This window comes from Rhodanobacter sp. K2T2, from assembly GCF_013408815.1.
Classification (GTDB): Bacteria; Pseudomonadota; Gammaproteobacteria; order Xanthomonadales; family Rhodanobacteraceae; genus Rhodanobacter.
The window spans coordinates 78,837-104,507 of the sequence record NZ_JACCCA010000014.1 but is presented as its reverse complement, the minus strand read 5'-3'; the positions used below and the strand labels follow the sequence as shown (position 1 = coordinate 104,507).

Annotated in this window: 19 protein-coding genes; 14 read left to right on the top strand and 5 right to left on the bottom strand. The window is 63.1% G+C overall.

Annotated features, from left to right (window positions below; all coding sequences use genetic code 11):
* Positions 1–264 precede the first annotated feature (264 nt).
* Positions 265–1,947, top strand: coding sequence for an asparagine synthase B (asnB, locus tag HDE78_RS18680; RefSeq protein ID WP_179482298.1), 1,683 nt, complete (start codon positions 265–267; stop codon positions 1,945–1,947).
* A 65-nt stretch (positions 1,948–2,012) separates the two neighbouring features.
* Here the strand turns inward: asnB and HDE78_RS18675 are convergent, their stop codons facing one another.
* From HDE78_RS18675 to HDE78_RS18665, 3 genes are all read right to left on the bottom strand, one after another.
* On the bottom strand, positions 2,013–3,809 hold the full coding sequence (locus HDE78_RS18675) for an IlvD/Edd family dehydratase (RefSeq protein ID WP_179482296.1): 1,797 nt from the start codon (positions 3,807–3,809) through the stop codon (positions 2,013–2,015).
* 13 nt (positions 3,810–3,822) lie between these two features.
* On the bottom strand, positions 3,823–4,971 hold the full coding sequence (locus HDE78_RS18670) for an aldose epimerase family protein (RefSeq protein ID WP_179482294.1): 1,149 nt from the start codon (positions 4,969–4,971) through the stop codon (positions 3,823–3,825).
* A 65-nt stretch (positions 4,972–5,036) separates the two neighbouring features.
* The gene (locus HDE78_RS18665) at positions 5,037–5,474 is read right to left on the bottom strand and encodes a hypothetical protein (protein ID WP_179482160.1); all 438 of its coding nucleotides are present in this window, start codon (positions 5,472–5,474) and stop codon (positions 5,037–5,039) included.
* Here HDE78_RS18665 and chvE point away from each other — a divergent pair.
* The 3 genes from chvE (at position 5,473) to mmsB (ending at position 9,299) form a co-directional block, all read left to right on the top strand.
* Positions 5,473–6,462, top strand: coding sequence for a multiple monosaccharide ABC transporter substrate-binding protein (gene chvE, locus HDE78_RS18660; RefSeq protein ID WP_304624719.1), 990 nt, complete (start codon positions 5,473–5,475; stop codon positions 6,460–6,462). The genes HDE78_RS18665 and chvE overlap by 2 nt on opposite strands.
* Before the next feature lie 91 nt (positions 6,463–6,553).
* The gene (mmsA, locus tag HDE78_RS18655) at positions 6,554–8,107 is read left to right on the top strand and encodes a multiple monosaccharide ABC transporter ATP-binding protein (RefSeq protein ID WP_179482292.1); all 1,554 of its coding nucleotides are present in this window, start codon (positions 6,554–6,556) and stop codon (positions 8,105–8,107) included.
* Entirely contained in the window at positions 8,094–9,299 is a 1,206-nt protein-coding gene (gene mmsB, locus HDE78_RS18650) for a multiple monosaccharide ABC transporter permease (protein WP_218862544.1), read from the top strand. The genes mmsA and mmsB overlap by 14 nt, the downstream gene beginning before the upstream one ends.
* Positions 9,300–9,325: 26 nt before the next feature.
* Here mmsB and HDE78_RS18645 read toward each other — a convergent pair whose 3' ends face one another.
* On the bottom strand, positions 9,326–10,075 hold the full coding sequence (locus tag HDE78_RS18645; RefSeq protein WP_179482290.1) for an FCD domain-containing protein: 750 nt from the start codon (positions 10,073–10,075) through the stop codon (positions 9,326–9,328).
* 135 nt (positions 10,076–10,210) lie between these two features.
* Here HDE78_RS18645 and HDE78_RS18640 point away from each other — a divergent pair, with 135 nt between their 5' ends.
* The 10 genes from HDE78_RS18640 (at position 10,211) to zipA (ending at position 22,269) form a co-directional block, all read left to right on the top strand.
* Positions 10,211–11,773, top strand: coding sequence for an aldehyde dehydrogenase (NADP(+)) (locus HDE78_RS18640; protein WP_179482288.1), 1,563 nt, complete (start codon positions 10,211–10,213; stop codon positions 11,771–11,773).
* Between the two features lie 75 nt (positions 11,774–11,848).
* On the top strand, positions 11,849–12,841 hold the full coding sequence (gene araD1, locus HDE78_RS18635; protein ID WP_304624718.1) for an AraD1 family protein: 993 nt from the start codon (positions 11,849–11,851) through the stop codon (positions 12,839–12,841).
* A 1-nt stretch (position 12,842) separates the two neighbouring features.
* Positions 12,843–13,772, top strand: a complete 930-nt coding sequence (locus HDE78_RS18630; protein WP_179482286.1) for a Gfo/Idh/MocA family oxidoreductase — start codon at positions 12,843–12,845, stop codon at positions 13,770–13,772.
* 160 nt (positions 13,773–13,932) lie between these two features.
* Positions 13,933–15,058 (top strand): peptide chain release factor 2 gene (gene prfB / locus HDE78_RS18625; protein ID WP_179482284.1). Its coding sequence is split into 2 segments (ribosomal slippage): positions 13,933–14,007 and positions 14,009–15,058, totalling 1,125 coding nucleotides; the frame shifts between segments, so codons are not numbered across the junction.
* Between the two features lie 24 nt (positions 15,059–15,082).
* Positions 15,083–15,478 (top strand): four helix bundle protein, encoded by a 396-nt coding sequence (locus tag HDE78_RS18620; RefSeq protein WP_179482282.1) that lies wholly within the window; start codon positions 15,083–15,085, stop codon positions 15,476–15,478.
* Positions 15,479–15,522: 44 nt separating this feature from the next.
* On the top strand, positions 15,523–17,049 hold the full coding sequence (gene lysS, locus HDE78_RS18615) for a lysine--tRNA ligase (RefSeq protein ID WP_179482280.1): 1,527 nt from the start codon (positions 15,523–15,525) through the stop codon (positions 17,047–17,049).
* 1 nt (position 17,050) lies between these two features.
* A complete protein-coding gene (locus HDE78_RS18610) occupies positions 17,051–17,356 on the top strand; it encodes a YciI family protein (RefSeq protein ID WP_179482278.1) in 306 nt (101 codons plus the stop codon).
* A 23-nt stretch (positions 17,357–17,379) separates the two neighbouring features.
* Positions 17,380–17,625 (top strand): BolA family protein, encoded by a 246-nt coding sequence (locus HDE78_RS18605; protein WP_179482276.1) that lies wholly within the window; start codon positions 17,380–17,382, stop codon positions 17,623–17,625.
* Positions 17,626–17,762: 137 nt separating this feature from the next.
* Positions 17,763–21,263, top strand: coding sequence for a chromosome segregation protein SMC (gene smc / locus HDE78_RS18600; RefSeq protein WP_179482274.1), 3,501 nt, complete (start codon positions 17,763–17,765; stop codon positions 21,261–21,263).
* Positions 21,264–21,273: 10 nt separating this feature from the next.
* Positions 21,274–22,269, top strand: coding sequence for a cell division protein ZipA (gene zipA, locus HDE78_RS18595; RefSeq protein ID WP_179482272.1), 996 nt, complete (start codon positions 21,274–21,276; stop codon positions 22,267–22,269).
* Between the two features lies 1 nt (position 22,270).
* On the opposite strand, the gene HDE78_RS18590 is transcribed toward zipA, so the two are convergent.
* Entirely contained in the window at positions 22,271–25,534 is a 3,264-nt protein-coding gene (locus tag HDE78_RS18590; RefSeq protein ID WP_179482270.1) for a PAS domain S-box protein, read from the bottom strand.
* Positions 25,535–25,671 lie beyond the last annotated feature (137 nt).

Sequence of the window (25,671 nt, the reverse complement as noted above, 5' to 3'; positions counted from 1 at the left end):
TTCAATGATTGTCAGCTACTCGACCCCCGACGCGCTTGTCGCGCAGTTCGTCGTGCTTGCCGGCAACACCAATAACAACGCGAATAATAACGCCAGCCGTTGGCGGGCCCTCGCGTAGTTCGGATTTCACGAAAGACACGCGAAGAAGGCCCGCCCAGTGCGGGCCTTCTTCGTTATGGCCAGGGATGGCCGGTATGCCGGAAATGCAGGAACCATTCCCGGCAGGGCTAAATTTCTGATCAGACAAGCAAAAGGGGTAGTGCGATGTGTTCGATTTTCGGAATGTTCGACCTGCAATCCGGTGATGACCTGGCACAGTTGCGCCGCCAGGCCTTGGAGCTGTCGCAGCGGCAGCGTCATCGCGGCCCGGACTGGAGCGGCGTGTTTGTGGACGCGGGCGCGATCCTGGTGCACGAACGCCTCGCCATCGTGGACCCGGCCAGCGGCGCGCAACCGCTGCGCTCGCGCGACGGCGCGCTCGCACTGGCGGTCAACGGCGAAATCTACAATCACCGCGAGCTGCGTGCCGGCAGCGATTACGACTTCACCACCGGATCCGATTGCGAAGTCATTAGCGCAATGTATCGCGATGGCGATACCGATTTCGTCAACAAGCTCAACGGCATCTTCGCCTTCGCACTGTGGGACGGCGAAGCGCAGCGTTACCTGATTGCACGCGACCCGATCGGCGTATGCCCGCTGTACTGGGGGCACGATACGCACGGTCGTCTGTGCGTGGCCTCGGAAATGAAATCGCTGGTCGGCCTTTGCGCCGATGTCGCGGCGTTTCCGCCCGGGCATATCTACGACAGCGCCAGCGGCGAGCTGCGCCAGTATTACGTGAAGCCTTGGCGCGACTATGCGCATACGCAGGGATCGTCGGTCGAGCCGGCGGTTTTGAAACTTGCGTTCGAGCAGGCCGTGCACCGCCAGCTGATGACCGACGTGCCTTACGGCGTGCTGCTGTCCGGTGGTCTAGATTCCTCGCTGGTCGCCGCGTGCGCCGCCCGCTTTGCGCGCGAACGCATCGAGGACGAGGATCGCAGCGAGGCCTGGTGGCCGCGGTTGCATTCGTTTGCGATTGGCCTCGAAGGCTCGCCCGATCTTGCCGCGGCACAGGTCGCCGCCGATGCGCTGGGCACCGTGCATCACGGTTTCGTCTATACCTTCTGGGAAGGGCTGGACGCGCTGCCCGAAGTGATTCGCCATATCGAAACGTATGACGTCACTACCATCCGTGCTGCCACACCGATGTACCTGCTGGCGCGCCGCATCAAGGCGATGGGCGTGAAGATGGTGCTTTCGGGCGAGGGATCGGACGAGCTGTTCGGCGGCTACCTGTATTTCCACAAGGCGCCGTCGGCCGAGGCGTTCCACGAGGAAACCGTGCGCAAGATCGATGCACTGCACAGCTACGACTGCCTGCGCGCCAACAAGGCGATGATGGCCTGGGGCGTCGAGGCGCGCGTGCCGTTTCTAGATCTGGAGTTCATCGACGTGGCGATGCGGATCGACGCACAGCACAAGATGGTCGACAAGAGCGGTCCATCCAACCGCAAGATGGAAAAGGGCGTACTGCGCGAAGCCTTCGACGGCGCGCTGCCGGAAAAAATCCTGTGGCGTCAGAAAGAGCAGTTCAGCGACGGCGTGGGTTACGGCTGGATCGATGGACTGAAAGTGCAAGCAGAGCAGGCCGTGACCGATCGCGAATTTGCTGCCGCCGCTGCGCGCTATCCGTTTAATACGCCGGCCACCAAGGAAGCCTATTTCTATCGCCGCATTTTCGAGCAGCACTTTCCGGGTGAGGCGTGCGCCGCCACCGTGCCCGGCGGCAAGTCGATTGCCTGCTCGTCGCCAGCGGCACTGGCCTGGGACCCGGCGTTTGCCCACGCGGCGGATCCGTCCGGTCGTGCGGTGCGCGGCGTACACGACGACGCGCTGGCCTGAGAGTTCTTCAGTGCCGAGGCCTGCACGCAGGCTTCGGCACCCGGTCGCATTACAACCGCGATCGGCTAATGGCTATCCCGCGGCAGTCCACGTGTTTGAGCAATCTGCTGATAGTTTTCAGCGCCTTCGAGAATGGCGCCGGTTTCCATCTGACCGACGATCTTGCGCTGGATTTCCTGCCATGGCGTTTGTGAGGCGGGATAGGCGTAGCCGCCGGCCTCGGTCAGTGCACGCCGCCGTTCGGCCAGCTCTTCATCGCTGATCAGCACGTTGGCGGTGCCCTTGCCGAGGTCGATGCGGACGCGATCGCCGGTGCGGATCAGCGCCAGTCCGCCCATCACGGCGGCCTCCGGACTGGCGTTGAGAATCGATGGCGATCCCGAGGTGCCCGACTGGCGGCCGTCGCCGATGCAAGGCAGGGCGTGCACACCTTCGCGGATGAGATAGTTGGGCGGACGCATGTTCACCACTTCGGCCGAGCCCGGGTATCCGACCGGCCCGGCGCCGCGCATGAAAAGCAGGGTGTCGGTGGTGATGCCGAGCGCCGGATCGTCGATACGGTGGTGGTAATCTTCCGGTCCGTCGAATACCACCGCAGGGCCTTCGAAGGCTTCGGGATCTTGCGGGTTGCTGAGGTAGCGCTCGCGAAACTGCGGGCTGATCACGCTGGTCTTCATGATGGCACTGTCGAACAGATTGCCGCGCAGCACGATGAAGCCGGCATCTTTTTTCAACGGGTCGGCGAACGGGCGGATGACCCGATCGTCCTCGATCGTCGCATCGCGGCAGTTGTCGCCGATGGTTTTGCCGTTTGCCGTTATCGCATCCTCGTGAATCAGACCCTGCTTCATCAGCTCCGCCACGACCGCGGGTACGCCGCCGGCGCGATAGAAATCCTCGCCGAGGTATTCGCCCGACGGCTGCAGGTTGACCATCAACGGTACCTTGTGGCCGTACGTCTGCCAGTCGTCGATCGCCAGTTCCACGCCGATATGGCGGGCGATCGCCGCGAGATGAATCGGCGCGTTGGTCGATCCGCCGATGGCCGAATTGACCACGATCGCGTTGAGGAATGCCTCGCGCGTCAGGATGTCCGAGGGCTTCAGATCCTTGGCCACCATCTCGACGATGCGCTTGCCGGTGTAGTACGCGATTTCCTGCCGGTCGCGATAGGGCGCTGGGATCGCTGCCGAGCCCGGCAACTGCATGCCGAGCGCTTCGGCCAGGCTGTTCATCGTCGTCGCCGTGCCCATCGTGTTGCAGTAGCCGGTCGACGGCGCCGACGACGCCACCAGTTTGATGAAGCCATCCTCGTCGATGGCGCCAGTGGCCAGCAGCTCGCGCGCTTTCCATACGATGGTGCCCGAGCCGGTGCGCTCGCCCTTGTGCCAGCCGTTGAGCATGGGGCCGACCGAAAGCGCGATGGCCGGGATGTTCACCGTCGTCGCCGCCATCAGGCAGGCGGGCGTGGTCTTGTCGCAGCCGATGGTCAGCACTACGCCGTCGATGGGATAGCCGTAAAGCACCTCGACAAGGGACAGATAGGCGAGGTTGCGATCGAGGCCGGCGGTGGGGCGTTTGCCGGTTTCCTGGATCGGGTGCACCGGGAATTCCAGCGGTATGCCGCCTGCTTCGCGGATACCGTCGCGCACGCGTTCGGCCAGCACCATGTGGTGGCGATTGCACGGTGAAAGATCGCTGCCGGTCTGGGCGATCCCGATGATCGGCTTGCCCGAACGCAGTTCTTCCAACGACAGGCCGAAGTTGAGATAGCGCTCCAGATAGAGCGCGGTCATGTCGATATTGTCGGAATTGTTGAACCAGGCGCGCGAGCGAAGCTTGGGTGGGGCGGGATTGTTCATGGTGGGCTGCGGATTACTCAGGAAGCGTGGAGAGGCGATAAATCATGCTGTGCATGTAAGGCTTGCCCGGATCGACGCGAGCCGAGACAAAGCCTGGCTCATTGGGCGCGTCGGGGAATTTCTGCGGCTCCAGCGCGACGCCGTCGCCCATCCGGTAGACGTGGCTGTGCTTGCCGATAAAGGTGCCGTCGAGGAAGTTACCCGTATAGAACTGTACGCCGGGCTCGGTACTCAACACCTCCAGCACGCGGCCGGAGGCGGGGTCTTCCAGTCGTGCGGCCAGCTGCGGCGTCTTGGTTACGCCTTTGTCGAGTGCGAAATTGTGGTCGTAGCCGCGGCCGAAAACGATTTGCTCGTCGCGACCGTCGCGAAGGCCATCGGCAATGACGCGCGGCGTGCGGAAGTCGAACACCGTGCCGGCAACCGGGCGCAGCTGGCCGGTCGGTATCAGCGTGGCATTGACCGGCGTGATCGCGCTTGCCGGAATGGTGAGGCGCTGATTCATCGCGCCACCGGGCGAACCTTCGCCGGCGAGATTGAAGATGCCGTGGTTCGTCATATTGACGATGGTGGGCTTGTCCGTTTTTGCCTCGAACCGGATGCCGAGGTTGCCGCTCTCGTCGAGCGTGTAGGTAACGGTGGCATCGAGATTGCCGGGATAACCCGAATCACCGTCCGCGCTGTGATGCGAGAGAACGACGCTGGCAACGGGGCCGCTCTTCACTGAAACAACCTTCCAAAGGACTTTATCGAAACCGTTGCCTCCGCCGTGCAGGCTGTTGGTCTTGTCGTTGAGCGGCAGCTGGTAGGTTTTGCCGTCCAGCGCAAATCGGCCTCCGGCGATGCGGTTGGCGTAGCGTCCCACGGTCACGCCAAAGAAGTTGGGATGATCGACGTACGAACTCAGATCGTCGTAGCCCAGAATGACGTCCACTGGCTTGCCGTTGCGGTCCGGTGCGACAAGCGATTGCAGCGTGGCGCCATAGGCGAGGATCCTCGCTTTGACGCCGTGTGAATTACTCAGTGTAATCGCGTCGACGCTCGTGCCGTCTTTCAGCTGTCCTGCTGCAGCGCGACTTGCTTCTGCTGCGAAAACGTGTCCACTACACGCCATCAACACGGTTAAAACGCCGGCGGATGTGATCTTAAGCGAGATGCTCATATCTACTCCTGTTTGGTTTCGCGAGTGGTCGTTGACGCATGAGGATTGCGTGGATAGTCTATTACTCAGACAAGATAAGCGATGATGCGCGTCGCAGTAAAGAACATTCCATCCATCGAAAGGCGATCGAAATGCTGCGCGCTGCGTCCTCCCGACGGCGCCAGGCTGGGACGATGAAAAAGCGTGGCTGCTGCCGTCGGTAACCAGCCGTTGATGCAGCGGGATGGCAGACTGGCTTCGATGATGACAAGAAAAACTGGCCGCCTGTTTCCAGGGCGGCGTACCGTTCCGCAACCGGACAATGCGGACCGATCAGCACTACACCGATGAAGACGTCCTGAAATCAACTGAAAGGTACTCACCGTGAAGGCACAAACATTACTGATCGGCATCGCAACGATGGGTTTGGCGTTCTCGCTCGCCGCCTGTTCCGGCGGCCGCGGAGGCTCGGATAGCGCAGCCGCGTCGTCCGATAACAAAGGTGCGCTGGTCGGAGTCGCCATGCCGACCAAGGTGTCCGAGCGCTGGATCAAGGACGGCAACGCCGTGAAGGAAGACCTCGAAAAGCTCGGCTACAAGGTCGACCTCGAGTACGCCGACAACAAGATTCCGCAGCAGGTTCTCCAGGTGAGCAACATGATCACCAAGGGCGCGAAGATTCTGATCGTCGCGTCGATCGACGGTGGCTCGCTGAGCGATCAGCTCGACGCCGCTGCCAAGGCCGGCATCAAGGTCATTTCCTATGATCGCCTGCTTACCGGCAGCAAGAATGTCGACTATTACGTCTCGTTCGACAACTACAAGGTTGGCGTCGATCAGGCCAACAGCCTGCTGACCGGCCTTGGGTTGCTCGATGCCGATGGCAAGAAGACCGACAAAAAGGGCCCGTTGAACGTCGAGCTGTTCGCCGGTAGCCCGGACGACAACAACGCCACGTTCTTCTTCAACGGCGCGATGGATACCCTCAAGCCTTATATCGCTGACGGCTCCATCGTCGTGAAGAGCGGCCAGACCGGTTTCACCCAGGTCGCCACGCTGCAGTGGGATCCGGCAACCGCCAAGGCCCGCATGCAGAACCTGATTGCGAAGTCGTATTCCGACGGTGCAAGCCTCGACGGCGTGCTCTCGCCCTATGACGGTATGTCGATCGGCATTATCTCGGCATTGCAGGGTGCGGGTTACGGATCGTCCGCCAAGCCGCTGCCGGTCATTACCGGCCAGGATGCCGAGGCCGCGTCGGTCAAGTCGATCATCGCCGGCCAGCAGTACTCCACCATCTACAAGGACACGCGCAAGCTTGCCGACCAGGCTTCGGTCATGGCCAACGACATCCTGACTGGCAAGAAACCGGAAACGAACGACGACAAGAGCTACAACAACAAGGTCATCACCGTGCCGACCTATCTGTTCCAGCCCACGGTTGTCACCAAGGCGAATTATCAGCAGGTGCTCATCGACAGCGGCTACTACACGCCGGCACAGCTGCAGTAATGGTCGCTCGCCGAAGCGCCGGTCGTCGGTTTGCCCGTGACCGGCGCTTCGGTTCCTCATCATTCTTCTCATCCAGGAAGAAGCAGAAAACGTGACGACAAACATTCTCGAGATGCAGGGCATCACGAAGACGTTTCCAGGCGTCAAGGCTTTGCAAAACGTCTCGCTCGGCGTCAAACGTGGTCATGTTCACGCCATTTGCGGCGAGAACGGCGCAGGTAAATCGACGCTCATGAAGGTGCTCAGCGGCGTTTATCCCGCGGGCAGCTTCGATGGCCAGATCGTCTTTGAAGATGCCAAGGTCGATTTCAAGAACATCAACGATTCCGAGGCCGCCGGCGTCGTCATCATTCACCAGGAGCTTGCGCTCAGTCCGTATCTCTCGATTGCCGAGAACATCTTTCTCGGCAATGAGCAGCAGACGAGGGGCTGGATCGACTGGAACAAGACCAACCTCGAGGCATCCAAACTGCTCGCACGGGTCGGCCTGAAAGACAATCCGATCACCAAGATCACCGACATCGGCGTGGGCAAGCAGCAGCTGGTGGAGATCGCGAAGGCGCTTTCCAAGCGCGTCAAGCTGCTGATTCTCGATGAGCCGACAGCAGCTCTTAACGACGAGGATTCGGCGCATCTGCTCGAGCTGATCAAGCAGCTGCAGAGCCAGGGGATTACCTCGATCATCATTAGCCACAAATTGAATGAGATCAAGGCGATCGCCGACGCTGTGACGATCATTCGCGATGGGCGCGCGATCGAGACGCTCGATATGCATGCCGATGAGATCAGCGAAGAGCGGATCATCAAGGGCATGGTCGGGCGCGAGCTCGAAAGCCGCTATCCGGATCACACGCCGACGATCGGCGAGGAGCTGCTTCGGGTCGAACACTGGAACGTGTTTCATCCGATCGACACGACGCGCCAGATCGTCAAGGATGCCTCGATCTCCGTTCGCGCCGGCGAAATCGTCGGCATCGCCGGGTTGATGGGGGCAGGGCGCACCGAGCTGGCGATGAGCCTGTTCGGCAAGAGCTACGGCGTGAAGATCAGCGGCAAGGTCTTCAAGCGCGGCGTCGAAATCGACACCGGTACGGTGTCGAAGGCGATCCAGCACGGCATTGCCTATGCGACGGAGGATCGCAAGCGCTACGGGCTCAACTTGATCGACGACATCACCCGCAACGTCTCGGGGTCGGCGCTGGGCAAGCTGGCGGGCCTGTTCGGTTTCGTCGACGACCACAAGGAGGCGACGGTCGCCGGGAAGTACCTCAAGAGCCTCAACATCAAGGCGCCGAGCGTCGACTCGATTACCGGAAAACTGTCGGGCGGCAATCAGCAGAAAGTCGTGCTGTCGAAGTGGATGTACGCCGATCCGGATGTGCTCATCCTCGACGAGCCGACGCGCGGTATCGATGTAGGCGCGAAGTACGAGATCTACACCATCATTCATCGGCTCGCCGACGAGGGCAAAGGCGTGATCATGATCTCGTCGGAGCTGCCTGAGCTGCTCGGCATGTGCGACCGCATCTATACCCTCGCCGAGGGACGTATCACCGCCGATGTTCAGCGTTCGCAGGCGACCGCCGAAATCCTTATGCAGCACATGACCAAAGAGCGGGAGAGATCCACTAGTGACAACGTCTAACGAAGTGACGAAACCCGTCGGCGAGGCAAGGAGGATACTGGGCTATCTCACCGGTCAGCTTCGCCAGGTAGGCCTGTTTACTGCCCTGATCGTGATCGTGCTGTTTTTTCAGATCACCACGCACGGCATCACGTTGCGCCCGATCAACGTCTCCAACCTCGTCATTCAGAACAGCTACATCCTGATCCTGGCGATCGGCATGGTGATGGTGATCATCGCCGGTCATATCGATCTTTCTGTGGGTTCGGTCGTGGCCTTCGTCGGCGCCATGGCCGGTGTCATGATTACCGAATGGCATATCGCATGGCCGATCGCGATCGTGCTGTGCCTGATCCTCGGTGCGCTGGTCGGTGCCTGGCAGGGCTTCTGGATCGCGTACTTTCGAATACCGGCGTTCATCGTCACTCTGGCCGGCATGCTGGTGTTTCGCGGGGCCGCGCAGATCGCGCTGCAGAATCAGCAGATATCGCCCTTTCCGGAGGCCTTCCGCCGGTTGGGTTCCGGTTTTCTGCCCAGCTTCGGCACTAGTGGCTATGAGCCACTGACGCTCGCGCTCGGTGTTCTCGCCTCGATCGTGCTGATCTTCGGCTCACTGCGTCAGCGCTGGGCGCGCCACAAGTATGGGCTGGAGTCCGAGCCGCTCTGGTGGTTCGTGCTCAAGCTGGCTTTCGGTGCCTTCCTGATCATCTATATCGCCTTTTTGCTGGCGAGCTACAACGGCACGCCGATCGTTCTGGTGATCCTCGGCCTGCTCATCGTCATCTATGCCGCGGTGATGGCGCGCTCGGTCTTCGGTCGTCATGTCTATGCGATCGGCGGGAACCTGCACGCGGCGGCGCTCTCTGGCGTCAAGACGCAGCGCGTTACCTTTCTGCTGTTCGTCAATATGGGCGTGATCTCGGCGCTGGCCGGTCTGGTGTTCACCGCTCAGCTCAATCTGGCGAGCCCTAGCGCGGGATCTGGCTTCGAGCTCGACTCGATCGCGGCGGTATTCATCGGCGGTGCCGCGGTTACCGGCGGCATCGGTACCGTGACGGGAGCCATCGTCGGCGGACTGATCATCGGACTGCTCAACAACGGCATGTCGATTCTCGGCGTCGGCACGGAATACCAGTCCCTGATCAAGGGACTCGTGTTGCTGGCGGCCGTGGCATTCGACGTCTACAACAAGCGCCGCACCGGCGGTCGTTGAGAAACAGCGGTCCGGTATGTATCGACTCAGACCTGCATCGACTGGCGCGTGTCTTCCAGCGCCAGTTCCACCAGCACCCGCATCGCCTCGCTGGCGGCGGCCGGGTCGCTGGCCGCAATCGCATCGAGCACGCGACGATGGTCGGGGATGGGATTGCGCGGCAGGTCGCGCTGGCGGTGTTTGAATTGCGTAGTCCAGCTCACCGCTGCGCATACGCTGGCGCTGAGAACGATCAGCGCATCGTTGCCGGTGGCGTGCAAAATCGCGTTGTGAAAATCCCGGTCGGCCATGCGGCCGGCTTCGCTGGCCAGCGTATGCCGCGTCATCCCAGCCAGTGCGTCGCGCATGCTCTTGAGCGCGGCCTTATCGCGCCGCTCCGCTGCCAGTGCAGCGGCAGCAGGCTCGACGATAGCGCGAAGTTCGAACAGGCTGCGCACAAAGGCGACGTCCGGTTGCCCTGCAAAGGCCCAGCCCAGTACTTCCGGGTCGAGCAGATTCCAGCGGTTTCTCGGCAGGACACGCGTGCCTGCCTTGGGCCGGCTTTCGACCAGACCCTTGGCCGCAAGCACCTGAATCGCTTCGCGGTACGCGCTGCGCGATACGTCCAGCAACTCGGCGAACACGATTTCTCCGGAAAGCACCTCGCCTGGAAGATATTCCCCAGCCAGGATCGCAGCGCCCAGCTTGTGGGCAATCGCGCCGTACAGGCGCCGACCGGTACCGCGGGGTTCGCGCGCGCGCTTGATCGGTTCTGCTGGCGTGATTGTCTTGCTCAAGAGCTCACCCCTCGGTAACGAATTTCAACGTTGAACGGCATACACGCTCCGAGGTCAGAAGAAACCGTCGGCATTGCAAAACCAGCATACGCGCCTTAACCTAATTGTCTGAGTAATTAATGGTGGTGGAGCATAATGTCGAACGACGGCAAGACCCAACTGACGGATGACGCGATAATGGATTTCCGTTCGATCGATGCCACGACCGGCCAGCCCTTCGGCCCCCGTTTTGAAACAGACGGCATTGCCGAAGTCAACGCGGCCTGTTCGGCAGCCGAGGCCGCATTCGACGCCTATCGTGCGACCGATGCCGAAGCCAGGGCGGTTTTTCTCGAACGTATCGGCGCCGAAATTCTAGCATTGGGCGACGATCTGATCGTCACCGCGATGCGCGAGAGCGGCCTGCCGCGCGCACGTCTGGAAGGCGAACGCGGCCGCACCGTCAATCAGCTGAAGCTGTTCGCCGGCGTACTTCGGCGCGGCGACTGGATGGGCCTGCGCATCGACCCGGCAACCCAGAGCACGACGGCGCCGGCGCGAGCTGATCTGCGCCTGCGAAGGATTCCGCTGGGACCCGTCGCCGTATTCGGCGCGTCGAATTTTCCGCTCGCCTTCTCCACGGCCGGCGGCGACACCGCTTCGGCGCTCGCCGCGGGCTGCACGGTCGTGGTCAAGGGTCATCCGGCGCATCCGGCGACGGGCGCCATGGTTGCCGGTGCCATCCATGCGGCGGTGAAGGCCAGCAGCCTGCCATCGGGCGTATTTTCGCACCTGGTCGGTCCAGGCACCGAACTGGGTGCGGCGCTGGTCAAGCACCCCGCCATCACGGCGGTGGGCTTTACCGGATCGCGCGCCGGTGGTTTGGCGCTGGTCAAGCTGGCGCAGGCGCGCGAGGTTCCCATTCCCGTTTATGCGGAGATGTCGAGCATCAATCCGGTGCTGCTGTTGCCGGAGGCACTGCGCGCGCGCGGCGCGGAGCTTGGCAAGGCCTTTGTCGGATCGCTGACGATGGGCGCCGGCCAGTTTTGTACCAATCCCGGCCTGCTGCTGGCGATCGAGGGCGAGGGTCTCGATGCTTTCGTGTCGGCGGCCGCCGAAGCGATTTCGGGCGCCGCCGCGCAGACGATGCTGACCGGCGCAATTCATTCGGCTTATGAACACTCGATCGACGCGCTTCAGCAGCATGGGCAGGTGCATACCATCGCCCAAGGCCCGGCGGGCGACGGTGGCAACGCCGGACGCGCGGCCCTGTTCTCGACCAGCGGCCGGTCGTTTTTGTCTGACAAGGCGCTGGGAAAGGAAGTCTTCGGCGCGTCGTCCTTGCTGGTGCGCTGCGCCGATGAGGCCGAGCTGCAGTCGGTACTGGTAGCGACGGAAGGCCAGCTGACCACCACGCTGCAGATGGACGATGCCGATATTGATACGGCCTCTAGGCTGTTGCCACTGCTGGAACGCCGCAGCGGGCGCATCGTCGTCAACGGTTGGCCGACTGGCGTCGAGGTGACGCATGCGATGGTGCACGGCGGACCGTATCCGGCTACCTCCGACGGGCGGTCCACTTCCGTCGGCAGCCTGGCCATCGACCGTTTTTTGCGGCCGGTTTCCTACCAGAATTTCCCGTCGCGGCTGTTGCCCGCCGTGCTGCGCGATGACGCCGGCCTGCCGCGACTGCTCGATGGCATTGCCACGCACGGATGATCGCCGCCCATATGCCACGCCCTACCGCACTTCGTAAATCGGCGAGTGCCGCATCTCCATGAAGAAAGGAACAACATGACCTTGCGCCTTCTGCAGCATCGTGACGAGAGCGGCCATCGCTCCGTCATCGCCTCCACCGGCAACGGCGACGCCTTTGTGGTTGGCGTCGACAGCGTGCGCGCGCTCGCGCAGCTGGCGATCACCATGGGCACGGATCTCGCGGGCGCGGTGGCGGATTGCGGCTTTGGCGAGTCGGTGGACGTTGCCGCCGAATTGGCCGCTGGCCGGCTGCTCGCGCCGATCGATCACCCGGATCCGGCGCATCTGTTCATGACTGGCACGGGCCTCACTCATCTGGGATCTGCCGAAGGCCGCGACAAGATGCATCGCGCGGCGGCAGCGGCCGAGAAGCAGACCGATTCGATGCGGATATTTCTCGAAGGTGTCGAAGGCGGCAAGCCGGCTGCTGGCCAAGTCGGCAGCCAGCCGGAATGGTTCTACAAGGGCAACGGGTTTGGCTTGGTCGGTCCCGGCCAGCCGTTGACGTCGCCGTCGTTCGCGAAAGACGGCGGCGAAGAACCCGAGCTGGCGGGCATTTATCTGATTGGTGAAGACGGCACACCGTTTCGCTTGGGCGTGTGCCTGGCCAACGAATTCAGCGATCACGTCACCGAGCGCCACAACTATCTCTGGCTGGCGCACTCCAAGCTGCGGCAGGCGGCGCTGGGGCCAGAATTGCTGGTCGGTCCGATGCCGGCACAGATTGAAGGCACCAGCCGTATCCGGCGCGGCGACGCGGTGCTGTGGGAAAAGCCGTTCCTTTCCGGCGAGGAAAACATGTCGCACAGTTTCGCCAATCTTGAGGCGCATCATTTCAAGTACGACGTATTTCGCCAGCCGGGCGATGTCCATGTGCATTTTTTTGGCACCGCCACGCTGTCGTTCTCCGACGGCATAAAAACGCAGGTCGGCGATCAGTTCGAGATCGAGGCGGCGCCGTTCACCTTACCTCTATGCAACCGGCTGGCGATCGCGTCGGAACAGACATTCAGCATCAAGGCGCTTTGAGATGAGTCCGATACGAGTGGCGGTGATCGGCCTGGGCAAGATCGCCCGCGATCAGCATCTTCCCGCCATCGCAGGCAATGATGCCTTCCATCTCACGGCCCTGGTGGATCCAAGTAGCACCTCAAACGTCGAGGGGGCTGCTCGTTTCGATACCCTCGAAGCGCTGTTCGACGATGGCCTTGCGGTCGATGCCGTGGTTCTTTGCACGCCGCCGCAGGTTCGCTACGAGCTGGCCGCGAAAGCGCTGGCGCGGGGCGCGCACGTCTTTCTCGAAAAACCTCCGGGCGCGACGCTGGCCGAAGTGGCGGCACTGGAAGAGCAGGCCAAGATCAGTGGCTTTACCCTGTTCGCCGGCTGGCACTCGCGTTACGCCGCCGGTGTGGAGCGCGCGCGCGCGTGGCTGGCCGATCGGCGTATCGAGCGCGTGTCGATCATCTGGCGCGAGGACGTTCGCGTGTGGCATCCGGGACAGACGTGGATCTGGGAACCGGGTGGTCTGGGCGTGTTCGACCCCGGCATCAATGCATTGTCTATCGCCACGCGTATCCTGCCGCGCGCGTTCTTTCTGCGCTCCGCCGTCCTTTCGACACCGTCCAATCGCGCGGCGCCGATCGCCGCCGAAATGACGTTCACGGATACCGCAGGCGTCGAGATAGCGATGGATCTGGACTGGCGCCAGACCGGCCCGCAAAGTTGGGACATCGTGGTCGAGACCGATGCCGGCACGTTGAAACTCGCCAACGGCGGCGCGGTTCTGGAGCTGCCAAGTGGCGTCGAGCGCGCTGAGGATCGTGAGTACGCCGGGTTATATGCGCACTTTGCGGCGCTGATCCAGAACGGTCGTAGCGATGTGGATACGGCTCCGCTGCGCCTGGTGGCCGACGCATTTCTGCTCGGGCATCGCAAAACCGTCGAGGCGTTTGACGACTGATGTATCCCGGGCCAGTGCTTTAGGCTGCGCGCCGTCCGGTTAGCCCGTCATTTCGCACCAAACCATGGCGCTGGCCGAGCGCTGAGGCCAAGCCGGCAGCGCTGACCGCCGGTTGTCGTCTGCTATTATGGTGGGTCGAAAAACCGGTAAGAGCGAACCCATGATCGAAACCAATCCCATCCTCGCGCAGATTGCGGACCTCAGCGGCCGCGTCGAGTCGCTTCGGGGGTATCTTTGACTACGCCACCAAGCGTGAGCGTCTCGAAGAAGTAACCCGCGAGCTGGAAAGCCCCACCATCTGGGACGATCCGGCACGCGCGCAGGAGTTGGGCCGCGAACGCGCCCGCCTAGACACCATCGTCAGCGGTATTGATAGCCTCACCGCCGGTCTCACCGATGCCGGTGAACTGCTGGAGATGGCCATTGCCGACGGCGACGAGGAAACCGCACAGTCGGTCGTGACCGACGTGGCGCGACTCGATGGACAGATCAGCAAGCTGGAATTTCAGCGCATGTTTTCCGGCAAGATGGACGCGACCAACGCCTTCGTCGATATCCAGGCTGGCGCCGGCGGCACCGAGGCGCAGGACTGGGCCGAAATGTTGCTGCGCATGTACCTGCGCTGGTGCGAATCGCGCGGCTGGCAGACCGAGCTGATGGAAGTCTCCGGCGGCGACGTGGCCGGCATCAAATCCGCCACCTTCCGCGTGGAAGGCGATTACGCTTACGGCTGGCTGAAAACCGAGATCGGCGTGCATCGCCTGGTGCGCAAGTCGCCGTTCGATTCGGACAATCGCCGCCACACCAGTTTTACCTCGGTCTTCGTTTCGCCCGAAGTCGATGACGACATCGATATCGATATCAATCCGGCCGACCTGAAGACGGACGTCTACCGCTCCTCCGGCGCCGGTGGTCAGCACGTCAACAAAACCGAATCGGCGGTGCGCATCACGCATATTCCGACCAATACGGTCGTGGCCTGCCAGACCGGCCGCAGCCAGCACGCCAACCGCGCCACCGCGATGAAGATGCTGGCCGCCAAGCTGTACGAGCTGGAAGTGCAAAAGCGCAACGTCGAGCGTGATGCCTTGGAAGCAACCAAGTCCGACATCGGCTGGGGCAGCCAGATCCGTAATTACGTGCTCGACCAGAGCCGCATCAAGGATTTGCGCACCGGTATCGAGCGCACCGACACGCAGAAGGTGCTCGACGGTGACCTTGATGAGTTCATTGAGGCGAGTTTGAAGTCCGGCTTGGAAGCGGGCTCCAAGCGCAGTGACGCATAATGTCGCGGCGAGTAGGGGCGAAGGATGAGTAGCGAGGGCGCGACGATCCGGTCATATCGCGATCTGGTGGCTTGGCAGCAGGCGATGCGGCTGGTGGAATCGGTCTACGCCCTGGTTTCGTTGTTGCCGGCGGACGAGCGGTTTGGACTGGCATCCCAGCTTCGCCGATCGGCGGTCTCGATACCTTCCAACATTGCCGAAGGGCATGCGCGTGAGTCGACAAAGGAGTTCATTCGCTACATCGCTATCGCTCGAGGTTCACTGGCTGAACTGGAAACCCAGCTTGAGCTTATATCGCGTCTGAAAATGACCGAAGCTGGGCAGTTGGATCAGACTCTTTCTTGCTGTGATGAGCTAGGTCGTATTCTTCGGGGACTGCGTAAATCCCTGGACAACAAACTTGAGGCGGCGCATCAGTGATGCGCCCTCGCTACTCGTCCCTCGCCCCTTTCTGAAATCCCGAAATGACCGATCAAATAACTGACCCCGCCGAGCCAATCGTCGACGAAAACCGCCTCATCGCCGAGCGTCGCGAGAAACTGACCGCGCTGCGCGGGCAGGGCATCGCGTTTCCGAACGACTTCAAGATCGACAGCTTTACCGGCGACCTGCAAATCGAGTTCGCCGACAAGGACGTTCAGACGGCCGAAGTGATCGAGGCGGCGGCGCGGCGGGTGAAGGTGGCCGGTCGCATCGTGCTCAAGCGCGTGCAAGGCAAAGTCAGCTTTGTGCAGCTGCAGGATTACACCGGGCGCATCCAGCTGTTCATCCATCAGGGCACGGTGGGCGAGGCTTACGAGGCGTTCAAGGGTTGGGACGTCGGCGACATCATTGGCGCCGAAGGCGTGCTGATGCGCACCAAGACCGGCGAGCTCTCCGTGCGTGCCGACAGCCTGCGCCTGCTGACCAAGAGCCTGCGTCCGCTGCCGGACAAGTTTCACGGCCTGGCCGACGTGGAGCAACGTTACCGCCAGCGCTATGTCGACCTGATCGTAACCGAAGAGGCGCGGCGTACGTTCGTCACGCGCTCGAAGATCATCGGCTTCATGCGCCAGTGGCTGGAAGCGCCGCCGCGTCGTTTCATGGAAGTCGAAACGCCGATGATGCACGTGATTCCCGGCGGCGCCACGGCCAAGCCGTTCATCACGCATCACAATGCGCTGGACATGGACCTGTACTTGCGTGTGGCGCCGGAGCTGTATCTGAAGCGACTGGTCGTCGGCGGCTTCGATCGGGTATACGAGATCAACCGCAATTTCCGCAACGAGGGTGTGTCGACCCGACACAACCCCGAGTTCACCATGCTGGAGCTGTATCAGGCGTACGCCACCTATCACGAGATCATGGACATCACCGAATCGGTGATCCGCGATACGGCGCAAAGCGTACTCGGCACGACGCAGCTGACCTGGGACGGCGCCGAAATCGACGTCGGCCCGGCGTTCCGCCGCTGGCGCATGGAGGACGCCGTGCTGGAGCACAACCCTGAGATCAAGCGCGAAGAGCTGCGCGATCGCGACGCCATGGCAGCACATGCCGCGCGCCTGAAGGTGCAGGTCAAGCCCGGCTACGGCTGGGGCAAGCTGCTGCTGGAAATCTTCGAAAAGACGGTCGAGCACACCCTGATCCAGCCGACCTTCATCACCGATCATCCGGTGGAGGTGTCGCCGCTGGCGCGTGAGAGCGATACCGACAAGGGCATCACCGATCGCTTCGAACTGTTCATCAACGGCAAAGAGCTGGCGAACGGGTTTTCCGAGTTGAACGATCCGGAAGATCAGGCCGCGCGCTTCCAGGCGCAGGTCGACGCCAAGGACTCCGGCGACGACGAGGCCATGCACTTCGATGCCGACTATATCCGCGCGCTGGAAGTCGGCCTGCCGCCGACCGGCGGCCTGGGCATCGGCATCGACCGACTGGTCATGCTGCTGACCGGATCGGCCTCGATCCGCGACGTGCTGCTTTTCCCCTATATGCGCCCGGAGGCCTGAGATGTGGTTTGCCATCGTTGCCAATGACGTCCCCCATTCGCTTGAAGCTCGCGTCGCCAATCGGCCGCCGCATCTGGCGCGGCTGCAGCAGATGAACGACGAAGGCCGTTTACTTCTGGCTGGCCCGTTTCCGGCGATCGCCTCGGAAGATCCGGGCCCTGCCGGCTTTACCGGCAGCCTGATCGTCGCGGAATTCGCTTCGCTGGAAGAAGCCGAAAGCTGGGCCAAGGCCGATCCCTATATGGCCGCCGGCGTCTACGCTGACGTCAAAGTGCGGCCGTTCCGCAAGACGCTGCCCAGCGCGTGAGCGGCGCGCCAGCCATGACCCCAATGCTGGATGAAATCCGCCGCCGCCTGGAGGTCGCCTTTGCGCCGACCGCGCTCGAAGTGCTGGACGAGGGCTACAAGCACGCGTCGCACGGCAACGCCGGCAAGGGGCATTTCCATGTGCGCATCGTCAGCGCGGCCTTCGCCGGCAAGCTGCCGCTGCAGCGTCACCGTATGGTTTATGCGGCGATGGAGGGGTTGATGGATAACGGCATCCACGCGCTTTCGATCGATGCTGGTGATAAATAGTTATTTATAACAATAAGATAAGATTATTATCTAAGCTTGTTTCTGCACTGCGAGCGCATTGCAGCCCCGTTCGTGGTTTGGCACAGTGACAAGCCCGACCACTGAAGGCGTTACCTGATGAATCTATTGATGACCGCATGCGCCTGACCACGATCAAACTTGCCGGTTTCAAGTCCTTTGTGGACCCGACCACCCTGCAGCTGCCGAGCAACATGATCGGCGTGGTGGGTCCGAACGGTTGCGGCAAGTCCAATATCATCGACGCGATCCGCTGGGTCATGGGCGAGAGCGCGGCCAGCCGCCTGCGCGGCGATTCGTTGACGGACGTGATCTTCTCCGGCTCCAATTCGCGCAAGCCGGTGGGTCAGGCCACGGTCGAGCTGATCTTCGACAACAGCGACGGTTCGGTGCAGGGCGAATACGGCCAGTACGCCGAAATCTCGGTCAAGCGCCAGGTCACCCGCGACGGCCAGTCCGCCTATTATTTGAACGGCACGCGCTGCCGTCGACGCGACATCACCGATTTGTTCCTCGGCACCGGTCTGGGTCCGCGCAGCTACTCGATCATCGAGCAGGGCATGATCAGCCAGATCATCGAGGCGCATCCCGAAGAGCTGCGCACACATCTGGAAGAGGCCGCCGGCATCTCCAAATACAAGGAGCGGCGCAAGGAAACCGAGAGCCGCATCAAGGCCACCCGCGAGAACCTCGATCGCGTGCGCGACGTGCGCGACGAGGTCGACAAGCAGCTCGACCACCTCAACCGTCAGGCCCGCGCCGCCGAGCGCTGGAAGGCTTTGAAGGAAGAGCAAACGCGCAAGGAAGCCGAGCTGCGCGCGCTGGAATACCGCGGCCTGAAAAGCCAGCACGATGGCGAAGGTGCCGACCTGTCGGCAGCGGAAACCGAAATCGAGAAGCAGCTGGCCGGCCAGCGCCAGATCGAAGCGCAGCTGGAAACCGTGCGCGAGCGCCATACCGGCGCCAGCGAACATCTCAACAGCGTGCAGGCCGAGGTGTACAAGGTCGGCGCCGAGATCGCCCGCGTCGAGCAGCAGGTGCGCTACAGCCGCGAGACCGCCGATCGCCTTCAGCGCGCGCAGGCTGACGCCGAGCGCGAGCACGCCGAGCTGGCCGCGCACATCGCTACCGACCGCGAGCAGGTGGAAGCGCTGCGCACCGCGCTGGCCGAGGGCGAGCCGAAACTCGAAGCGCTGCAGCAACTGCAGGACGACACCGCCGAAGCCCAGCGCGAGACCGAAACCAAGCTGGCCGACTGGCAGCAGCGCTGGGACAGCCACACCCGGCATGCTGGCGAATCCAGCCGCGCGGCCGAAGTCGAGCGCACCAAGCTCAATTACCTCGACCGCCAGAGCGTCGATCTGTCCAAGCGCCGCGAGGCGCTGGAAGCGGAGCAGAAGGCGACTGACGTCGCCGCGCTCGACGCGGCCGGCGAACAGCTGCATGCCGATCACGACACCCAGCGCGAGCGTGTCGAAACGCTCGGCAGCCTGCTCGATCAACACAAGCTCAGCCATGAAAAGGTGCTCGACGAAGAGCGTCAGGTCCAGTCCAGCCTCAACGAGGCGCGCCAGCAGCTGCAGTCGGCTCGCGGGCGCCATGCGTCGCTGGAGGCACTGCAGCACGCGGCCCTGGGCCAGGAAGAGAGCGCCGCCAGCGGCTGGCTCAGTCGCCTGGGATTGAACAAGTCGCGCCGGCTGGGCGAAGCCTTGCAGGTCGACGCGGGTTGGGAAACGGCGGTGGAAACCGTGCTGGCCGGCCTGCTCGACGGTGTGCTGGTCGACAGCCCGCTGGGCCTGGTGTCGGAATTCGATAGCCTGGGCGAGGCCGATATCGCTTTGCTGGCGTCCGCCGACGGCAGCCAGGGCGCTGCCGACACGCTGGCCGCTCGCGTGCACGGGCCGGCTGCCGCGTTGCAATTGTTGGCGAACGTGCAGACGGCCGACACGCTGGAGGAGGCCAGCCGCCGCGTGGCGTCGCTGCGCCCCGAGCAATCCATCATCACCCGCGACGGCGACTGGTTGGCGCCGCAGTGGGCGCGCGTGCGCCGCGCGCAGGGCAATCAGGTCGGCGTGCTGGCGCGTGAGCGCGAGCTGCGCCTGCTGGCCGAGCAGATCGCCACGCTGGAAGCGCAGCTCGAAGAAGACGGTGAGCGCCTGGAAAGCCTGCGTACCGGCAAGTTCGAGGTCGAGCGGGCGCGTGACGATGCCCAGCGCGAGCTCTACAACGCGCATCGCAAGCAGTCCGAGTTGGCCGGTCAGCTGCAAAGCCATCGCGGCAAGCTGGAAACCGCGCGCGCGCGCGCGGCCAAGGTCGGCGAGGAACTCGACGATCTGGCCAACCAGCTCGACGAGCTTCAGGGCCAGACCCGGGAAGCTCGCGCCCGTCTGGACGAATCCGTCGGCTTGATGGGCGATCTGGAAGACGAACGCCGCGCGCTGGAAAACGAACGGCGCACCCTGCTCGAAGCGCGCGAAGAAGCGCGCATGAATGCGCGCGAGGCGGCCGACCAGTCGCATGCGCTGGCGCTAGGCCTGGAGTCGCGACGTTCATCGCTGTCGTCGCTGGAACAGTCGCTCGCCCGCATGGACGCGCAGCTGGCGCAGATCGCCGCGCGTCGCGCCGACATCGTCGAACAGCTGGCCGCCGGTTCCGATCCGATCGCCGAACTCGAAGCCGAGCGACAGACCTATCTCGACCAGCGCCTGCTGGTCGACAAGCAACTGGTCGAAGCGCGCCGCGCGCTGGACGACTGCGACGGCGAATTCCGTCGCCTGGAGCAGGAGCGCCAGCGCGCCGAGCACGGCCTCAGCGCGCTGCGCGAAGGGCTTTCGCAAAAGCGGCTGGCGGCGCAGGCGCTGCAGATGCGCGCCGAGCAGCTGGCCGAGGCGATCCGCGAATCCGGTCTGGAACTCGAAACGCTGCTGGCCGAACTGGCCGAGGACATCGACGCCAATCAGTGGCGCCAGCAGCTCGGCGAACTGGGCCAGAAGATCGTGCGGCTGGAGCCGGTCAACCTGGCCGCGATCCAGGAACACGCCGAGCAGAGCGAGCGCAAGACCTATCTGGACAATCAGCTCGCCGATCTGGTCAGTGCGATGGAAACTCTGGAAGGGGCGATCAAGAAGATCGATCGCGAAACCCGCCAGCGTTTCAAGGAGACCTTCGACAAGGTCAATGCCGGCGTGCAGGAGCTGTTCCCGCGGCTGTTCGGCGGTGGCCATGCGTATCTAGAGCTGACCGGCGACGACCTGCTCAATACCGGCGTGGCGATCATGGCGCGCCCGCCGGGCAAGCGCGTGTCCAATATCACCCTGCTGTCCGGTGGCGAAAAGGCGCTCACGGCCGTCGCGCTGGTGTTCGCCATCTTCGGCCTCAACCCGGCGCCGTTCTGCCTGCTGGACGAGGTCGACGCGCCGCTGGATGAAGCCAACGTCGGCCGCTTCTCCAGCCTGGTGCGCGAAATGAGCGAAAAAGTGCAGTTCATCTTCATCAGCCACAACAAGGCCACGATGGAAGCGGCCACCCAGCTGTGCGGCGTGACCATGCGCGAGCCGGGCGTGTCGCGACTGGTGCAGGTGGATCTTGCGGAAGCGGCTAAACTCGCAGGCGCCGCTTGAGGAATTTACGATGACCATGCAACCCGTGCTCGCTTTTGCCTGGAACCCCGCCGTCGGTGTTCCGCTGCTGATCGTCGCCATCATCATCCTGGCGTTGATCTGGCTGTTCGGACAGCCGAAGAAAGAGCAGGGCAAGCGCCGCGCCGTACCCAGCGCGTCGTCAGGCGAACGTCGCGAGCCCCGGCTTGGGGATGACGACATCGACGACGACACGCCCTCTTTCAGCGCGCGCGATGCCTCCTACGACGATGCCTTCGACATGCCGCTCAAGCCGAAGCAGGGCGAGCTGGACGTCGGCATGCGCGCCGAACTGGAGCGCCTGGGCGCCACCTTGTCCGGCGAGCGTCCGAGCAGCAAGCCGATGCCGTCGAAGCTGGTCGGTCACGCCGCGTCCATCGTCGATGCGTTGCGCGCACCCAGCGTTCCCGACGAAGGCAGTGCTCTACCGCAGCCGGAGATCTCGGTGGCACCGGTGCCCGCGGCTGCGCCCGCACCGGCTCCGGCCCCCGCGCCCAAAATCCCGCCGCGCTCCGACCTCGGTCGACGCCCGGCGCAGCTGGCGGTCGAGCGGATCGTCACGCTGTTCGTAGTGGCTCGCGAGGGCGAGCACTTCAACGGGCCGAACCTGGTGGTGGCCGCCGAAAAGGCCGGTCTCGAATTCGGCGACATGGGCATCTATCACCGCCTGCTGGAGGGCAAGCGCGAACTCGGCCCGATCTTCAGCGTCGCCAATATGCTCAAGCCGGGCAATTTCGATCTGGTGCGCCTCGACGCGCTGCGCACGCCGGGCGTCAGCTTCTTCATGACCTTGCCGGGCCCGCTCTCCGCACTCGACGCCTGGGACGCGATGCTGCCCACCGCGCAGCGCCTGGCCGAGCTCCTGGATGGTCATGTGCTGGACGAAGAGCGCAACGCCCTCGGTCGCCAGCGCATCGCCCATATCCGCGACCAGCTGCGCGGTTGGGATCGCGATCACGAGGGTAAGGAAATTATCTTCGGGCGCTGACTCAGGTCGCCAGACGCAGTCCGTCGATCGCCTGCAGCAACGCCTCGACGCCATAAGGCTTGAGTATCGATGCGGTGCGCGCATCTTTGGGAATGTCGCCGGTGTCGAGTTGACCGGTGGCGAACAGCACGGGAAGGTCGGGGGAGAGGGTTCGCAGTGCTTGAACGAGTTCGATGCCGGACGCGTCGGGCAGGCCGATGTCTGTCAGCAGAAGATCGACGTGCTGTTTGCCGTGGATTTGCACCGCGCGCGCGGCGCTGTCGGCTTCGAGCACGAGGTGGCCGCGAGATTCGAGCATTTCTGCCACGCTCATGCGAATCAGATCGTCGTCTTCGCACAGCAGAATATGCAGCGGCCGCGCGGCTTGCGCGGGCAGTCGGCGGTTGCTTGTGCGCTGCGCCGGGGCGGGCGCAGCGCTGCCCGCTGTGTTGCGCGGCTGCCGTCCATCAAGCACCTGACGCAGCCGCCGCGCCAGCGCCTCATGCGTATAGGGTTTGCTCAGCAGCTCCACGCCTTCGTCGAGGCGGCCACCGTGGACGATGGAGTTTTCCGCATAGCCAGACGTAAAGAGAATCGCCAGCTGCGGCAGGCGCTCGCGCAGCCGGCTGGCCAGTTCGGGGCTTTTCAGATCGCCGGGCATCACCACATCGGTAAACAGCAGGTCGATGGCGATGCCGCTTTCGATGATGGTGAGTGCGCCTTGCGCGTCCTTGGCCTTGAGTACCCGATAGCCGAGCTCGGCGAGCAGGGCGACGACGGTATCGCGCACCGCGTCGTCATCCTCGGCCACGAGAATCGTTTCGTCGCCGCCGACGATCGGGCCGGATTCCGTATCGAGCAAGGGATCTTCGGCCTGCGTCGAACGCGGGAGATACATCCGGATCGTCGTGCCGTGACCGGGCTCGCTGTAGATCTTGACGTGACCGCCAGACTGCTTGACGAAGCCGTACACCATCGACAGGCCGAGGCCGGTGCCGCGGCCCTCGGGTTTGGTGGTAAAGAATGGCTCGAAGACTTTCTCGATAATGTCCGGCGTCATGCCGCAGCCGGTGTCGCTGACTGCGATCATCACATACTGGCCGGGCGTCGTTTCCGGATACCGATAGGCGTAATCCTGATCGAGTGTCGCGTTGCCCGCTTCGATCGTCAGCCGACCCTGGCCGTCCATAGCGTCGCGTGCGTTAAGCGCCAGATTGAGCAGCGCGTTCTCGACATTGCCCGGATCGATCAGCGTGTTCCAGAGGCCGCCGGCGATCACCGTTTCCAGCTCGATCCCTTCGCCCAGCGAGCGGCGCAGCAGTTCGTCGAGATCGCGAATGAGGCGCGCCACGTTGACCACTTTCGGTGCCAGCGGCTGACGTCGGCCGAACGCCAGCAGCTGCGAAGCCAGCTTCGATCCCCGCGTGACGCCGGCCATCGCATTCTGTACGCGGCGCTCGGCGCGCTCGTTGCCGGCCACGTCATTGCCCAGCAGCTGCAGGTTGCCGCTGACCACCTGCAGCAGATTATTGAAGTCATGCGCGATGCCCCCCGTGAGGTTGCCGATCGATTCCATTTTCTGGCTCTGGCGCAGCGCGTCCTGCGTCTTGATCAGTTCGGCTGTGCGCTCGCTGACGCGCTCTTCAAGCGTGGCGGCCAGATTGCTCAGCGCGGCCTCGGCCGCTTTTTGGTCGTCGATATCGGTGCTGGTACCCAGCCACCGTATGGGTTCGCCGTCGCGACCGGCGATGGGAACGGCGCGCGCCAAGTGCCAGCGGTACTCGCCGTCATGCCGGCGCAGGCGCAGTTCAGTCTGGTAGTTATCGCCCGTTTCCTGCGCCTTGCGCATGGCTTTGACGGTCGGCTGTACGTCGTCCGGGTGCACGAGGGCGAACCACTTGTCGCCTTCCATCGAGCCGGGCTCGACGCCAGCATAGGCATAGAGGCGATCGTTGAACCACTCGATATTGCCCTCGCCGTCGGTGGTCCAGACGTGGTTCGGCAACGACTGCGCCAGGGTGCGGAAATGTGCCTCGCTCTCGCGCATGGCATCTTCGATCGCCTTGCGTTCGGAGATATCCATGAACAGTACGGCGAAGCGCTCTTTGTCGATCTTTCGTGCGCGCGCCTCGAACCAGCGATTTTCCAGCGTGGGAATATGCACTTCCATCTGCGAGGCTTCGCCCGAATCGAGCACCAGCGCATAGGCATCGATGACCGATAGCGGTACATCGGGCACCAAGGTGCGAATGGAGCGACCCATCGACGCGCGCACATTCAGGCCAGTCTGCTTGCCGAACGCCGGATTGAGCTCGGTGATGAGAAAATCGACCATGCGTCCGGCGTCGTCGCGCACAGCGCGGCCGATGAAAAAGCCCTCCTGCATATCCGCGAACAGGTTGCGCCAGCGGGCTTCACTCTCGATCACGGCCTCTTCGGCTTTTTTGCGATCGGTAATGTCCATCGCGATGCCGATGTAGCGGGGCGCACGGCCCGATCCATCGAGTGCCAGCGTTTCACCCCGTCGCGCAATCCAGCGGATTTCGCCGGTCTTCGGATGGACCAGGCGAAATTCGGAATAGCTGATTGGATTGGACGAGCTCAAGCGATTGGGCCCGACCAGATGCCGATCGTCCGGATGCACCATGTCGACCAGCAGCGCGTCGTTGATCGGTTCGTTCGGTGCGAGCCCCCACACCCGCCGGTACTGGTCGGACACTTCCATTCGGCCCTCGTCCGGATACCACTCGAATGTGCCTACGCCACCCGCTTCCTGGGCTACGCGCAAGCGCTGCTCGACCTGGAACTGTTGGGTGGTATCGCGCACCAGGGCCAGCACGCCTCGCGCGACGCCGTCGAGGTCGACCAGCGGGCTGTAGAGGAGATCGAGCCATACATCTTCCGGCTTGCCCGTTTGCAGCAGCACCATATGCCGGTCGCGGTAGACCAGGCTGTTGCCGGCAAGCACCTGTTCGATCACGTGGCTATTGAAATCGGCGGCTTCGGGCCAGCCTTCGCGCACCCCCATACCCAATAGAGCAGGGTGACGGGCCGCGGCAAGCCTGGCATAGCCGTCGTTGTAGATCAGATAACCCGGTTCGCCCCACAGAATGGTCATCGGCGCGTCGCAGCGCAGAATCAGCGCCGTCGCCGTCTTCAGCGTGTCCGGCCAGCCGTCGATATCGCCCAACGGGGTGCGGCTCCAGTCGAAGGCGCGAATCGTCGCGGCCATCTCGGAGCCACCGCCAATAAACGGGAATCGATCAACAGAGGTGGTGTCAGTCATGTGGCAGACCACGGCGGAGAGTCGAAACGGCGATGGAGGGAATGCTAAGTGCCACACCGCCCTGGCAGCCTGGCAGAAGCGGCAACCCGCGCATGATCGCAGAGAAACACGCATCGGTGAGGGCCGCAGGAATTTTC

Coding starts and splice junctions, on each gene's coding strand:
- asnB (WP_179482298.1), top strand. CDS start 265: ATGTGTTCGATTTTCGGAATGTTCGACCTGCAATCCGGTGATGACCTG.
- HDE78_RS18675 (WP_179482296.1), bottom strand. CDS start 3,809: ATGAACAATCCCGCCCCACCCAAGCTTCGCTCGCGCGCCTGGTTCAAC.
- HDE78_RS18670 (WP_179482294.1), bottom strand. CDS start 4,971: ATGAGCATCTCGCTTAAGATCACATCCGCCGGCGTTTTAACCGTGTTG.
- chvE (WP_304624719.1), top strand. CDS start 5,473: ATGCCGACCAAGGTGTCCGAGCGCTGGATCAAGGACGGCAACGCCGTG.
- HDE78_RS18665 (WP_179482160.1), bottom strand. CDS start 5,474: ATGGCGACTCCGACCAGCGCACCTTTGTTATCGGACGACGCGGCTGCG.
- HDE78_RS18640 (WP_179482288.1), top strand. CDS start 10,211: ATGTCGAACGACGGCAAGACCCAACTGACGGATGACGCGATAATGGAT.
- araD1 (WP_304624718.1), top strand. CDS start 11,849: ATGACCTTGCGCCTTCTGCAGCATCGTGACGAGAGCGGCCATCGCTCC.
- HDE78_RS18630 (WP_179482286.1), top strand. CDS start 12,843: ATGAGTCCGATACGAGTGGCGGTGATCGGCCTGGGCAAGATCGCCCGC.
- HDE78_RS18620 (WP_179482282.1), top strand. CDS start 15,083: ATGAGTAGCGAGGGCGCGACGATCCGGTCATATCGCGATCTGGTGGCT.
- lysS (WP_179482280.1), top strand. CDS start 15,523: ATGACCGATCAAATAACTGACCCCGCCGAGCCAATCGTCGACGAAAAC.
- HDE78_RS18610 (WP_179482278.1), top strand. CDS start 17,051: ATGTGGTTTGCCATCGTTGCCAATGACGTCCCCCATTCGCTTGAAGCT.
- HDE78_RS18605 (WP_179482276.1), top strand. CDS start 17,380: ATGCTGGATGAAATCCGCCGCCGCCTGGAGGTCGCCTTTGCGCCGACC.
- smc (WP_179482274.1), top strand. CDS start 17,763: ATGCGCCTGACCACGATCAAACTTGCCGGTTTCAAGTCCTTTGTGGAC.
- zipA (WP_179482272.1), top strand. CDS start 21,274: ATGACCATGCAACCCGTGCTCGCTTTTGCCTGGAACCCCGCCGTCGGT.
- HDE78_RS18590 (WP_179482270.1), bottom strand. CDS start 25,534: ATGACTGACACCACCTCTGTTGATCGATTCCCGTTTATTGGCGGTGGC.